General features: G+C 62.0%; 11 protein-coding genes. 8 read left to right on the forward strand and 3 right to left on the reverse strand.

Annotated features, from left to right (window positions below):
* Positions 1 to 389: 389 nt before the first annotated feature.
* The 3 genes from DFT_RS04530 to DFT_RS04540 are packed head-to-tail and all read right to left on the reverse strand — an operon-like array spanning position 390 to position 1,887.
* Positions 390 to 1,304, reverse strand: coding sequence for a tyrosine-type recombinase/integrase (locus DFT_RS04530; RefSeq protein ID WP_054030019.1), 915 nt, complete (start codon positions 1,302 to 1,304; stop codon positions 390 to 392).
* Positions 1,285 to 1,659, reverse strand: coding sequence for a hypothetical protein (locus DFT_RS04535; protein WP_027371103.1), 375 nt, complete (start codon positions 1,657 to 1,659; stop codon positions 1,285 to 1,287). Before DFT_RS04535 ends, DFT_RS04530 begins: the two co-directional genes overlap by 20 nt.
* Before the next feature lie 33 nt (positions 1,660 to 1,692).
* Positions 1,693 to 1,887, reverse strand: coding sequence for a hypothetical protein (locus DFT_RS04540; RefSeq protein WP_011367833.1), 195 nt, complete (start codon positions 1,885 to 1,887; stop codon positions 1,693 to 1,695).
* A 140-nt stretch (positions 1,888 to 2,027) separates the two neighbouring features.
* Here DFT_RS04540 and DFT_RS04545 point away from each other — a divergent pair, with 140 nt between their 5' ends.
* The 8 genes from DFT_RS04545 to DFT_RS04580 form a co-directional block, all read left to right on the forward strand.
* Positions 2,028 to 2,300, forward strand: a complete 273-nt coding sequence (locus tag DFT_RS04545; RefSeq protein ID WP_028320571.1) for a hypothetical protein — start codon at positions 2,028 to 2,030, stop codon at positions 2,298 to 2,300.
* The gene (locus tag DFT_RS04550; RefSeq protein WP_028320572.1) at positions 2,297 to 2,575 is read left to right on the forward strand and encodes a hypothetical protein; all 279 of its coding nucleotides are present in this window, start codon (positions 2,297 to 2,299) and stop codon (positions 2,573 to 2,575) included. The genes DFT_RS04545 and DFT_RS04550 overlap by 4 nt, the downstream gene beginning before the upstream one ends.
* Positions 2,575 to 4,098 carry a terminase large subunit domain-containing protein gene (locus tag DFT_RS04555; protein ID WP_054030020.1) on the forward strand — a complete coding sequence of 508 codons (1,524 nt, stop codon included), beginning with the start codon at positions 2,575 to 2,577 and terminating at the stop codon, positions 4,096 to 4,098. The genes DFT_RS04550 and DFT_RS04555 overlap by 1 nt, the downstream gene beginning before the upstream one ends.
* A 114-nt stretch (positions 4,099 to 4,212) precedes the next feature.
* Positions 4,213 to 5,721: a phage portal protein family protein gene (locus tag DFT_RS04560; RefSeq protein ID WP_054030086.1), complete on the forward strand. Its 1,509-nt coding sequence runs from the start codon at positions 4,213 to 4,215 to the stop codon at positions 5,719 to 5,721.
* Complete coding sequence (locus DFT_RS04565) at positions 5,721 to 10,295, forward strand: minor capsid protein (RefSeq protein ID WP_054030021.1); 4,575 nt, start codon at positions 5,721 to 5,723, stop codon at positions 10,293 to 10,295. The genes DFT_RS04560 and DFT_RS04565 overlap by 1 nt, the downstream gene beginning before the upstream one ends.
* Positions 10,292 to 10,804 (forward strand): hypothetical protein, encoded by a 513-nt coding sequence (locus DFT_RS04570; RefSeq protein WP_054030022.1) that lies wholly within the window; start codon positions 10,292 to 10,294, stop codon positions 10,802 to 10,804. Before DFT_RS04565 ends, DFT_RS04570 begins: the two co-directional genes overlap by 4 nt.
* A complete protein-coding gene (locus DFT_RS04575) occupies positions 10,801 to 11,154 on the forward strand; it encodes a hypothetical protein (RefSeq protein WP_054030023.1) in 354 nt (117 codons plus the stop codon). The genes DFT_RS04570 and DFT_RS04575 overlap by 4 nt, the downstream gene beginning before the upstream one ends.
* 103 nt (positions 11,155 to 11,257) lie before the next feature.
* Positions 11,258 to 13,617, forward strand: a 2,360-nt coding sequence (locus tag DFT_RS04580) for a DNA adenine methylase (protein ID WP_054030024.1), incomplete at its 3' end; no start/stop codon positions are given.

A 13,617-nucleotide genomic window follows, 5' to 3' on the forward strand; every position in this document is an offset into this window, starting at 1 on the left:
TATTGGCATGTTCACGCCGGGGCTCTCTCACACAACCCAAGTAAATATGGGCATGTCGAGCCCCAGTCAGAACCGGCCAAGCCCCGCAAACAGCCATTCCTTCGGCAGCGGCCCTCGCATATGCCAAGCAGATATTGCCATGTGTGTTCCGCGCCCGGAGCGCACAAGCCAAGCAGTTATAGCCATGTGCGGCCGACAAACAGAAAAGGAGAAATTCCGGTCAATCGATATTTCCCGCTCCGCCCGGGAGGAAGAGACCCTCCGTCATGATCATTCATCATCGGCGGATGTGTTCTTCTGCGGGCACTGTCATTCACTGTCTTCGACACTGCCTCGGCCAACGAAAACAGGAGCAGCCGAGGCCGCCCCCATCGTCGGGTCCGGAAGGATCAGAGGCGTTCGAGGGCTTCCTCGAGCTGACCGTCCACGAGGTGGGTATAGATTTGGGTGGTGGACACGTCGCGATGCCCCAAGGCCCGCTGCACCACGAGCAGGTCGTTGGTCGCGCCGTAGAGGTGGGTGGCGAAGGTGTGCCGCAGCCCGTGCGGCGTCAGTTCCTTTTCGATCCCGGCCTTCCGCAGCCAGTGGGCGAGCCGGTTGGCTATCTGCCGCTGGCAGAGTCTGCAGTCCCGGTTCGACAGGAACAGGGCTTCCATTTCTGGGCGGCCGTGTCGACGACGCTCGGCCAGGTAACGGCGCAGCAATGTGCGGAGGTCGGTCTTGATGAACTTGACCTGCGGCACATTCCCCTTGGCCCGCACCCGCAGATGCTTGGCGTCGAGGTCGATGTCATCCATGTCGAGCGCGGCCAGCTCGCCAAGCCTGATCCCGGTGCCCAGCAACACCTCGATCATGGCGCGGTCGCGCAGCGTGGAGAAATCGGTCCGCCCCTTGAGCTCCTTGAGCAGACGTTTCTTTTCGGCGGTAGTCAGGAAGACCGGCAGCTTTCTCGGCAACCGATGCATGCGGATGGACCGGGCCGGGTTTTCACCGACCACGCCCGCCTCGGAGGCCCAGGCGAAAAAGGCCCGCACCGCCGCCTTCATCCGATGGAGCGAGGCCGCCGAGCGTGGGCCTCGCCCGCTCTCGGTGACCGCCCCGGCGGAAAACACCTGGTCGAGGAGCCCGGCCGTGACCTCCCGGCAGACGATGCCCGGGGCCAGCTCCCCGGCCACGCGGACCACCAGGGCGAGGTCCCGGCGGTATGCGGCTATGGTCGCCGGGGAGCGTCCTTCGGCCGACAGGCGGGCACAGAACGCCTCTGTCGCGCCCGTCAGACCGAGGTCAGCCGTTCGGTTGCTCATCGCTGGACTCCTTCACCCGGCTGTGGCCCATGGGCGTGCTTTTGGGCAGCGGCAGCTCCTCGATGCGCCCCGACTCCCTGGCCCAGACCATCATCATGCGGAACACCCGGACGGTCTTGGCGACGGTGCGCTCGGCTCGCTCCTTGCCGTCGGGGAGTTTGAGCAGCAGGTCGGACTTGTAGAACTTGCCGACCTGGGGAAGCCGGATCTCGGCGAGCTGGCGATCCGCGCCGAAGAAGGCCTCAACCACATCGAGGTCCTTCCGGTAGGTGTAGAGGGTCCGCTCTTTCTTTCCGGATTCCCGCAGGTAGCCGATGAAAGCCTCGGCGGCTTGATGCACGGTGCATTCGGTCATGTCGATGTCTCCTTTGTCGGTGGCCCGGTGTGTTCAGGACAGGAACTCGTCCAGCTCCCGCAGCAGTTCCTCGACGTGGCCGAGGGAGCCGACGCTCGCCCAGGTGATGTCCGGCTGCTTCGCGTCCGCTTCGAGCTTGCCGCGAATGCCCTCTATCAGCCGGGTGATGTTCTCCTGCTTTTCTCGGTACGCCTTGAGTGCCTGCTGGCGGTTTCTGTCGTAGGTCATGGCCTGCCTCCGGTTCCGGTTTTCTTGGATGCGGGACCATCCCGCGTCACATCCAATGACGCTTCTATTTCGTTGGAAATCAAGTGTTTGCAGAGATCTTTCTGCATGTGCCCCAAACCCATAAACCAAAGGAGATCAACATGTTGAAGAAGACACTCGAATGGACCATCCCGCTGGTCCTGGCCGGGATCATGACCGGCTGCGCCACCTACCGGCCTCCGGCCCAGATCCAGTCGGCAGTGGCCACCGTCAACCGCCACACACCCGAGTATGTGACCGAGGCCAACAAGGCGCTGCGCGAGGTCGGCCACCCGGACGCCGAGCGCCTGACCGGTGTCGGCCTGCGCCTGCAGACCGCCGTGGACGCCCTTGACCAGTGGGCCAACGGCACGAACCAGGAGGCAGGCCAATGAAAGAGATTCTTCAGGAGAACAGCGATGCCGTTCGCCAGGCCGGTGAGGCCCTGGTCGAAATCGGCACCGAGCTGGCGGCGGGACGGATCGAGAACGCCCTCGGCCGTCTGGAAGCGGCCCAGCAGCAGTACCGGGCCTGGACGGAGTTGGACCAGGCCATCATCGACATTCAGGAAGCTGTCCACGACCGGAAGAACACCCTGGCCGTGCAGCAAATCCTGACGGAACTGGTGGGCACCATCCTCGGCAACGCCTTGAGGACGGGAATGCACTGATGGCGGTAACCGACAAGGAGCGCAAACTCGCGGCGACCCTGAGCGATCCCGTGTTGTGGGGGCAAGCCTACCTCTACAACCGGGATGGCTCAGGCCGCGACTACTGGCCGCACCAGGTGGAGGACCTGCGCTGCCCGGCCAAGAACATCATCCACCTCGACGGCCGGGACGTGGGCAAGTCCATCGTGCTCTCGACCGACGCGCTCCATTACGCCTTCACCACCCGAGGCGGCCAGGGCCTCATCGCGGCTCCGCACCAGGGGCACCTCGATACCATCATCGAGGAGATTGAGTTCCAGCTCGACACCAACCCGGATCTGATGAACAGCATCGCCCTGACCAAGTACGGCAAGCCCAAGATCCACCGCAAACCCTACTTCCGCCTGGAGTTCACCAACGGTTCGGTGCTCTATTTCCGCCCGGCCGGGGCTTATGGCGACGCCTTCCGGTCCCTGCACGTGGGCCGCGTCTGGGTCGATGAAGGAGCCTGGCTGACCGAACGGGCCTGGAAGGCGCTCCGCCAGTGCCTCAAGGCCGGGGGGACGCTACGCATCTACTCCACGCCCAACGGCCTGCGCGACACCACCTATTACCGGCTCACCTCGTCGGATCAGTTCCATGTGTTCCGCTGGCCGTCCTGGCTCAATCCCCTGTGGACCGAGGAGCGCGAGGCCGAACTGCTGGAGTTCTACGGCGGCCGCGACAGCTCCGGCTGGCAACACGAGGTGGCCGGTGAACACGGCAAGCCCTCCTATGGGGCCTTCAATGTCGAGCAGTTCAACCTCTGTCGGCAGGATCTGCTGGAGTATCAGAAGATCGTCATCACCGATTCCGAGCTGCGCGACTGCGACACCGAGGAAGCGGCCCACGACCGGCTGGAGATGCTGCTCAACCTCACGCCCCGCAGCGGGCAGTTCTGGATCGGTGGCGACCTGGGCTACACCAACGACCCCACCGAGATCGTCGTATTCCAGGAGACGGAGATCGGCGAGCGGACGCTGCTGAAGATGATCCTGCGCGTCCATCTCGAACACGTTTCCTATCCGCACATCGCTCAGATCATCGCGCTGCTGGAGCGTTACTACACCCCGGCTGGCATCGGCGTGGACAACGGCGGGAACGGTCTGGCGGTGGTTCAGGAATTGCTCACCCTGGACAAGTACAAAGGGCTGGAGCTGGAAGGCAGGCTCAAGGGATACGACTTCGGCGGCATGACCCGGCTGGCGGTGCGAGACGGCAAGGAAATCAAGAAGCGAACCAAGGAGCTGATGACCAGCCTCATCAACGGAGCCCTACAGCGCAAGCAGGTCATTTTCCCCTCGGACGACCTGGAGGTGGAAGACCAGTTCACCACCCACACCTACACCCTGCGGGACGGCAAGATTATATATTCCAAGGGCAACGACCACATCATCGACGCGGTGCGCTGCGCCATGCTGATCCGGGAGGAAGGAAACCTCGACCCGGTCGGCGAAGAGGTGGTTTCGCTCAAACCGGTCCTCACCAATCCGATCTTCATCTGATCGCACCCTCCGACGCTTTCCACCCCGTTCCGGTAAGTAACCGGCATCGAGCCGGGTTCGGCCCACACGGGCCGGATGTGCGGCTGTCATGGCCGAAACTACCGAGAGGATCACGTGGAAAGCACCGCCCATCAGGACGAACAACCCGAAAGCCTGGACACCACCGGCTTTGTCATCGCGCCGCTGGCCGCAGCGGCCGCGCTCGACTCGGCCGCCTTCAGCAAGGTCAACGCCGCCGAGGCGATTCCGGCCACCTGGGAAGAACGCGCCCGCAAGGCCTGGGAATACTACGTCGAGGAGCCGCTGGTGAAGAACTGCGTCAACTCCTGGCGCACCTTCGCCGTGGGCGACGAGATCAAGATCACCAGCGATGACGAGAACCTCAAGGAGCAGGCTCTGGAGGCCGCCTGGCGGTTGAACATCACGCAATTCATCAAGGACATGGTTCTTCAGCTCCTGGTGAAAGGCGACGCCATCGGCTTCAAGCGCTTCACCAAGTCCGGCCAGGATATCGAGGAGCTGGTCTGCGTCAATCCGGTTTCGGTCAAAGTCAAATACGCCCAGGGCGAGCTGATCGAGGCCCGCCAATTTCCCGAAGACACCCCCGGCGGCGGGGAATCCATCCCGCTACCCGTCGAACAGGTGGTCCACCTCAAATGGGACGCACCGGCCTTCTCGCCCCGGGGTAACTCCCTCGTGCTTCCCGCCTTTCAGGCCATCGAACTGCTGCGCGACTACCGCCGGGCCGAACAGGCCATCGCCAAGCGCTGGGCCACGCCCTTTCGCCTGCTCAAGGTGGGCGGCGCGTTCGGCCAGAAGATGGTGATGCCGGACCAGCGGATGCTCGAACAGGTTCGCGACATGGTCAACAAGATGGACATGAAAAGCGGCCTGGTGGTCCCGTTCTACGTCAATGTCGAAACCCACGGCACCGACGGCCAGGTCCTCAACGTCGAGGACAAGGTCAAGGAGGTGAAGGAAGACATCGTGGTGGCCCTGGGTCTGTCACGCTCGCTGGTGACCGGCGACGGTCCGAATTTCGCCACCGCCTCGGTGAGCATGCAGAAGATGATGGTCATGATCCGCGAGATCAAACAGGCCGCACGCAAGCTCCTCGACTGGGTGTTCGACGACTGGATGGAGCTGAACGGCCACGGCGACAAAAGCATCCAGTTCATCTTCAACGACCTCGACCCCAGCGACGCGGTCGATTTCAAGAAGCTCCTCATCGAACTCTACGACCGCAAGCTCATCAGCCGCTCCAGCCTTCAGCTCAAGATGGACCTGGACCCGGACATCGAGGCCGCCAACCGCGAGACCGAACGTAAGCAGATCGACCTGATGGACGAGAAGCAGGTGAAGCCGGTGGTGGATATGGTCGTCTCCGGCATTCTCAGCGTGCCTCGCGCCCGGAAGATGCTCGGGATTCCGGCAGAGGACGATGAACCCACGGCGGAGGCGGCTTTGGTCTGGTCGGGCGACCTGGAGTCCACCGGCGATGCGGCCGTGTGCGACGAGTGCAGCCACTTCATTGCTGACACCAACCACTGCCGGGTCCACAACAGCGAGCGCACCTTCGACGCCCCGGCCTGTCGCTTCATCGACCGCCGGGAGCCTCGCTGATGCCATCGGACCTCAAGCAGCGCATCCAGGACGCCACCCTGAAAAGCCTGACGGCCCGCAACCGCTACAACGACCAGGTCACGGCCCAGCTCACTCAGGCGCTGAAACAGGCCGAAGACGAGGTCGCCCGCGCCATTCTCCAGTACCGCTCCCTCGGCTCCCTGCCGGACAACAAGCTCGCCGCGCTCAAGGGGCTGGAAAAGCTCCAGCTCGAACTCGACGACACCATGAAGCGGCTCAAACGGGAGCAGACCCTGGTCTTTCGCAAGACGACCAAGGACTCCTTCAAGCTCGGCATCCAGCAGGGAATCGGAGAGCTCGCCGACGCGGCGCTTCCGTTCTACGTCGACCTCAAGCCAGAAGGCATCGATAAGCTGGCCACCAAGGTGTTCACCATCGTCGACACCAACGCCCTCGACTTCATGGCTCAGTACAACCTCACACTCGCCGGTGACGTCCACCGCGAACTCGCAGACGGCATCAAGCGCACCATCCTGAACGGCGTCGCCACGGGCAAGGGAGCCGACGACATCGTCCGGGACATGGGCAAGGTGATCATCGACAAGGACTCCTTTCGCCAGGCCGGAAGCCGGGTGTTCAGCAAGGCGCAGTACCGCATGGAGATGATCGCCCGCACCGAGGTCCTCCGCGCCCACAATATGGGCAGGCTCAAGTTCCATGAGCGGGTCGGCATCCAGAAGCTGGAATGGCTGGCCATGGAGGATGAGCGCATGTGTCCGGTCTGTGGCGGCCTGGACGGCAAGACTTTTCTAATCGACAAATTCCCACAACAACCCGCGCATCCGCACTGCCGCTGCACCAACATCGTGGCGTGGCCGATGACCGTTTGCGGCAGCGAGATGGCCGCCAAGGCCGCCGCCCAGGCATCGCAGGGGGACGCCTGCATTCTCCCGCCCCACGTGCTGGAAGGCATGGCCGACGCCCAGGCCAAGGAGAACGCCAAGCTCAAGAGCGCCTTTGAAAACGGCGACATTGCCGACCTCGGTTCGCTGACGGTCAAACAGCTCCAGACCCTAGCGAAACAGAACGGCGTGGCCATCGCCCGGACCAAGGCCGATTTCATCAAGCTGCTCGATCTGGCCGAACCCGGGATCGATCACGGTGACCTGGCCGGAGCGGCACTCAGCGCCAAGCTCAAGGAACACAAGATCGGCCTGCTGCGGACCAAGGAAGAACTGGTCGATTTGCTCGGGCTGAAGCAGACGGAACTCAAACAGGCCAAGCTGCTCGCCGCCCAGATGGCGAAGATTCCTCCCGCCGAGGGGCTGGAGGGCATGACCGCCCAGCAGCTCAAGGAGATGGCGAAGGAGAACGGCATCTCCCTCAACATGACCAAACAGGAGACCATTGAGCTGCTGGACAAGCTGGAACCCGGCGTGGAGCACAGCGGCCTGATGGGCAAGGAACTCGCGGCGGCCAAACAGAAGCACGGCATCGGCATCCTCAAGAACAAGCAGCAGCTCGTCGAGGCGCTGCAGAAGAAGGCCGGTGCCGACATGGCCGAGTCGGTCAAAAAAAAGGCGGTCGACGAGGCCAAGCAGAAGTTGATCCTGAAACAGAAAACGGCCCTCGAAGACGCCGCCAAGGCCGTGGTCGTTCCCGACACGCCGACCGGCTACAAGGATTTCCTCGACGCGATTGCCAAGGCGGAACAGGCGGTTTCCGGTGGCACCGATCTACCCCAGGATCTGCTGGCGGTCCACAGCAAGGAAATCGCCTTCAAGAAACAGCTCTTCCAGGACCAGGTCGGCAAGCTGAAATCGACGGAGCTCAAGACGCTCGCCAAGGAGACCAAGGTCCAGTATTGGCAGTGGGCCAACAAAGACGAGCTGACCACGCTCTTCACCGAGACCGATCCCGCGAAAATCAAAGCGGTTCAGGCCAGCATCGACACCAAGCACGCCGCATGGGCCGAAAAACATGGCGGCAAGAAGAAACCCGCACCGGCCAAGTCCGCCACGCCGAAACCAGCTCCACAACCGAGTCCGGTCAAGCCGCCCGAGGCCAAGATCGGCAAGAAAGGCGCGGAGTTCGCCACCGTCGATGCCGCGTGGCAGCAGAAAGGTCTGCCGTCAAAATTCAAGAAAACCGGCAAGGCCGCTGTCGGCGGCGCACACGAAAAGGAGTTCTGGACCGACGAAAACGGTGACAAATGGCTGTTCAAGCCCATTGGCCGCAAGGACGATGAGTTCATCGCCTTCGGAGAGGAAGCCGCCTACAAGATCGGTCGCCTGATCGACCCCCATTCCATCGAGGTGCGCACCATCCAGTTGAACGGCCGCACCGGCTCCATCCAGAAATGGCGTACCGATCTGCGGGACGACTTCGATTTTCGCAACATTCTGCCCCAGGATCTGACCACCATCGAACTGGAGCAGATCCAGCGCGAGCATGTGGTCGACTGGATGATCGCCAACCACGACGGACATTCCAAGCAGTTCATCCGCGCCCGGGACGGTCGCGTCTACGGCATCGACAAAGGCCAAGCATTCAAGTTTCTGGGCCAGGACAAGCTCTCGCTCGACTATCACCCCAACGGCGTCTGCGGCGAGGAAGAGCCGTTTTACAACAAGGTCTTCCGGGCGGCCAAGGAAGGGAAGGTACGGGTCGATCCGAACGCGACCTTTCGCTACATCCAGGAAGTCGAAAAGATCGCCGACGAGGATTACCTCGATCTGCTGCGGCCCTACGCCGAGGGACGGTTTTCCAAGGACCCGGCCGGGCTGCGGCATTTCTACGATCTGGCCCTGGAGCGGAAACACAATCTCCGGCGTGACTTCGAGGGCTATTACGCCGATGTGCTGGGGGATCGGGGCTTCCGTTTCGACAAGCTGAGCGCCGCCACCGGCAAGAAAAAGCTGCTCTCCTCCGCCGAAGAGACCCTGGTCGAGGAGGCCCGCAAACTAGGCTGGCAGGGCAAGACACTGCCCTTCGACAGTGGCGACGTTGAGGACCAGAACGCGCTGATCTTCACCGAGAGTTTCAAGGGGAAGAAGCGCACCGTGGTCAAGATGAAGATCCGGCCGGACACGGACCGCCGCATCGACGAGGTGCTGCGCAGGTATGTGCAGACGGCGGTCGGGGAAAAGGGACAACCGCTGGTCGAAGACAGCTTCTTTCCGACGATTCTGGACGCCGTCAAAAACGTCAATTTCCACGTGGGCGACGGCAAGTACAACCGGACCAAGATCGACAAGGCCCTGCGCCTGCGCAAGAAACTGGAGACCCTGCAAAAGAGCACCGACCCCAAGGTCAAGGAGATGGCGGACCATTATCTGAAATGGGTGAAGGAGATCGAAGAGTCCGTCGACTGGGACCGGGCCACCAACGGCGTATTCGAGCAGTACCTGCCCAAGCTCGACGCGCATAAACCCAAGGAGAAACCGCCGTTCAAGGTGGAACGCGGCAAGGTGACCCACACCAAGCGCAGGATCGGTTCCGGCACCATTACCGTCGAGGCCGACGACATCGACAACCGGACGCTGTTCAATCAAAACTCCCGCATGCAGGACGGGCACCAGTACACCGTCACCTTCGAGGACGGCACCCGGGTCCGCTATCGCCCCTGGTCGGACACCAACCTCTATGCCCAGCGCGGCGAGTTGGAAATGATCCTGGACGGCGACGCTACCCCCGGACGGGTCGAGGCGATGCTGGAAAAGCTCGAACAGCTTGGGATCGATACCCGGGTGGCCACGGCGGAAAACGCGGAGCAGATGTACCTCGAAAAGCTCGCCTACATCCGCAAGACCGACAAGAGCGCCGACTACAAACGACTGCAGAAATCGCTCGACGACCGCAACGCCACCACCACCGAGCGGGTCCAGGCTCTGCGCGGCTATTGGCAAAAGGAACTGGGCGTCCAGGACATCACCCAGCTTTCCGGATACAACCCGCTGGGCGAATACCAGGCGGGCTTTCTAGACCGCGACGCCAAGGGCGGATACCGGCACCAGCTCCGGTTCGACATCACTGAGGAGGACCTGGAAAAACAGATGAAGGGCTATTCGCTGGTCCACGATCTGACCAACGGCGAGAGTATGTCCGGCTTCATCGACTTGATCATGGAGAACAACGGAGCCATGGTCAGCACGGTCGAGAAGATGCGCATGGGCGTGGCTCCGGGCGGAATGTCCCCGGTGGCCGATATGCAGACCGGCGGCGCGAGCTATTTCTTCACCCGGATCAAGAAGCAACCGGCCAGCGACGCCTCACCGGCCCTCTATTTCAAGAAACAGATGCTGCGGCGCATGGACGCTATCAGTTATGACCATGACGCCTACGGCAAGGTGATTGATGACTACGTGCAGCGCAACCGGGGGGCCAGCATCGACGACTGGAAGCGGTTCTCGCAGCGCCATGGCAACGAGACCATCTTCAAATACTCGGTAACGCTGCTGGACAACATCGAATTCATCGTCGCCAGAAGCGACAACGAACGCCGGGAGATCATCCAGAGTTTCACCCGGCGCGGCATCAAGAAACTACCTGACGGGCGCAAGGTGGAGGACATCGTCCATACCCCGCAAAGCTGGAGCAAACGCAAACAATGACCATGAAGGACTTTATCGAACAAGAGAAACAGCGGCTGCAGGAAGCGCTGCACTGGTTCAACAACCGGGGCAGCCGCATGACCGTAAGGGAATCCGGGGATCTCTTTCTGGATACCCTGGTGGATAGTTTTACCGTCACCCGGATCGCACCCCATTTCGACACCGCTGGCAACCATCTGCGTACCGATTTCTGGCTGTTGTGGAAGGCACTCGGTTACGACGAGGGTTTTCAGCACGCCCACACCATCAAAGTGGTCGATGTCCGGGTCGAAGACACCCTGATGGCCGAACATGACGGCAAGGAGGCCGAAGGCTGGCTGATTGTCGAGCTGGCCGACGATCTGGGCCGGATTCACCATGTCGAAATGATGGAGCCGGTCTCGGAGCCCGAGCTCGCGGCGGACTGGCAACGCTGGATCGCCTACCGACAAAAAAACGCCGAAAGATTCCACCGGATCGACGCCCAGCTTCTGGCAGAGCATCTCCGGATCGCGGAGGACTGGTCATGAAACTGCGCTATATGATCGACTCGATAATCGCAGACCGGGAGGCCACCGTCCCGGAATACGTGCCCGTGGGCGTCTGGGTTCAGGGGTCGGGTCCCGGTCTGGATGTGGAGATGTACTACCTCGACCGGGGGCCGAGCGGGCTTGCAGACCGCAAGGACGAAGCCGCCTGGGTGGTCAACCGTCTGGTCGAGGCCGGGGCCACCTCGCTTCCGGCAGATTTTCTCGAATACCACCGGCTGTCCCGATCCCCCTATGACGGGGTCTTTTCCGAGATCACCGAGAGCGACGAATACCCCTCCCTCGACGCCTGCGGCAAGGCCGTTCTGGCCCGGCTGAACCCCGTCCGCTGAAATTCGCCGTCACCCTCCGACACATCGCCGACGCTTCCGGTAAGTAACCGCTGAACGCTCCCCGCAGGTCGCGGAGAGCACAGCAAACTGACCGGAGACGTTGATGGAACTGTTCGCCACAGACCTGGAAAGGCTGGCGTTTCTACTGGAGGCCGATGCGGCGCTGACTCTCGATCCCGATGTGCTTGGGACCGAGGCCGCCGAACAGTCCGCTCCTGAAGAGCTCCCTCCCGAGAAACGCCCCAAGTACATCACCAACTACATCGGCAGTAAGCAGAAGCTCGTCGACTGGATCTGGAAGCATACCCCGGAAGGCGTTGGCACCGTGCTCGACGCATTTTCGGGGTCTGCGGTCGTGGCCTACATGTACAAGACCAAGGGCCTCCAGGTCATCGCCAACGACCGGCTCCGCTACTGCCACCACGCCGCCAAGGCGATCATCGAGAACAACTCGGTTCGCCTGAGCGAGGACGAGATCGAAGCGCTTCTGGCCGACAACGCCAAGGCGGGCAGCTTCGTCCAGGACAACTTCAAGGGCATCTTCTTCGCAAAGGGCGTCCATGCGCTGATCGACACCATCCGCGCCAACTGCGACAAGCTCTCCGGCTTCAAGAAAGATATCGCTCTGTTCGGCCTTGGCAAGACCTGCATGAGCGGCAAGGGCGGTTTCGGCCACTTCTCGTCCTCCACGGACTATGGCCGCCGCCAGGACACTCCAGACGAGTTCAAGGATCGTCTGCGCAAGAACCTGCAGCGCATCAACGCCCTGGTCTTCGACAACGACAAGGAGAACAAGGCGCACCGGCAGGACATCAACGACCTGCTGCCGAAAGCCAAGGCGGATCTGGCCTACTTCGATCCGCCCTACGCCACCGAGTTTTCGACCACCAACTACGAGCGGGCCTACCACTTTGTGGAGGGGCTCATGACCTATTGGGAAGGGCTCGAAATCAAGGCCGACACCAAGGTCAAGTATTACGAGACCGACCACAAGACCGTCACCAAGGCCAACGCCAGCGAATTCTTCCAGACCTTTCTCGGCAATGCCAAACACATTCCGCACTGGCTGATTTCCTACCGCGATCACGCCTATCCCAACGAGCAGGAGATGAAGCGGATCATCGGCTCATTCGGCAAGCAGAGCCGGATGAAGTCCAAGGATCACCACTACGCCATCACCTCCAAGCACGGCGAGGCTTCCAACGCCAAGGAGCGTCTGTTCGTCTGCGCTCCCGGGGCCAAGGCCAGCGCCGAACGGGAGGAGAAGCCCGTTCCGATGGCCGCTGCCGCGAACTTCCACACCAGCATCCCCGTGGACATCCGGCTGGGCGATGGTGAACGCCTCGCGACCGAGGCCATGGATGTCAGTTCGGCGGGCGACCCCCAGTTCACCTTCGTTCTCTGCCGCACAGGGACCAACAAGAACGGCGACCACTTCACCGCCGAGGAGTTGTCCGGTCGGCACATGACGGCCGTGAACAAGAAGGTCGATCTGCAGCATTCGCAGGAGTTCAACGACATCGTCGGTGGCGTCGTCGCCGCCGACTACCTGGAGGACGACAACGGCGGCCGCGTGGAATGCGTCGGCGAGCTGTACGTCCACGACACCCCGGCCGCCCGGCTGGCCTACAAGCTGATGAAACGCGGGATCATCTCCCAGGTCTCCATGGAGTGCGACTACCAGGAAGGCGAATGCTCGGTCTGCCACAAGCGCTTCCAGAACAAGGCCGACTACTGCACCCACCTGCGCAAATTCAAGGGCCGTGATTTCAACGGCCAACCCGTTTTCGAGATTCTGCACGGCGTCACTTTCACCGGACTGGGACTGCTCGACCGCAAGGGCGCGGACGAGAACGCCAGGATTCTGCAGGTGGCGTCACTTCAGAGCCAGCCCGACCAATCCCAACCCGAAGGAGATTCCACGATGGAAGACAAAACCAAACCCACCGATGACCAGGCCGTCGAAGCGGCCAAGAAGAAACCGGCCCAGCAGGAAAACGATCCTGCCCGCGTTACCGACCTGGAAAAGGAAAACCGGCAGCTCAAGGCCCAGGTCGCCGAGCTGCAGAAACGTGTCCAGGAACTGGAAGCCGAACAAAAGGCGGCCGCCTGCCGCTCCCGGGCCAAGAAGCTGCTCACCCGTCTGGAGAAGCAGGGACTTTCCTTCGCTTCCGAGGAGAACCGGGAAGCCGAACTGAAACGCCTGGCCGAACTGTCCGACGAAGCCTTCGCCGCCACCGAGGCCGCTTACGAACGCCTGCCTAAATCGGCCAAAGCGGACAAGGAAGAGAAAGCCGCCGACAGCGATCCGGGCGGCAAGCCCGCCGCCAAGGCATCGACGGAAACGCCGCTGCGCAGCGACGCCGGTGTCCGGCCCCACGATGTGGACGACCGCAAGGTATCGCTCGAGGACCGTCTGCGCGACGGGTTCATGGCCGCTTACCGCAACCGTGTCGGCGAGGA

This window comes from Desulfatitalea tepidiphila, from assembly GCF_001293685.1.
Taxonomy (GTDB): Bacteria; Desulfobacterota; Desulfobacteria; order Desulfobacterales; family Desulfosarcinaceae; genus Desulfatitalea; species Desulfatitalea tepidiphila.

Bases quoted from the DNA above. Each gene is read 5' to 3' on its own strand.
- DFT_RS04575 (WP_054030023.1), top strand. From the start codon at position 10,801: ATGAAACTGCGCTATATGATCGACTCGATAATCGCAGACCGGGAGGCC.
- DFT_RS04535 (WP_027371103.1), bottom strand. From the start codon at position 1,659: ATGACCGAATGCACCGTGCATCAAGCCGCCGAGGCTTTCATCGGCTAC.
- DFT_RS04570 (WP_054030022.1), top strand. From the start codon at position 10,292: ATGACCATGAAGGACTTTATCGAACAAGAGAAACAGCGGCTGCAGGAA.
- DFT_RS04530 (WP_054030019.1), bottom strand. From the start codon at position 1,304: ATGAGCAACCGAACGGCTGACCTCGGTCTGACGGGCGCGACAGAGGCG.
- DFT_RS04550 (WP_028320572.1), top strand. From the start codon at position 2,297: ATGAAAGAGATTCTTCAGGAGAACAGCGATGCCGTTCGCCAGGCCGGT.
- DFT_RS04555 (WP_054030020.1), top strand. From the start codon at position 2,575: ATGGCGGTAACCGACAAGGAGCGCAAACTCGCGGCGACCCTGAGCGAT.
- DFT_RS04540 (WP_011367833.1), bottom strand. From the start codon at position 1,887: ATGACCTACGACAGAAACCGCCAGCAGGCACTCAAGGCGTACCGAGAA.
- DFT_RS04565 (WP_054030021.1), top strand. From the start codon at position 5,721: ATGCCATCGGACCTCAAGCAGCGCATCCAGGACGCCACCCTGAAAAGC.
- DFT_RS04545 (WP_028320571.1), top strand. From the start codon at position 2,028: ATGTTGAAGAAGACACTCGAATGGACCATCCCGCTGGTCCTGGCCGGG.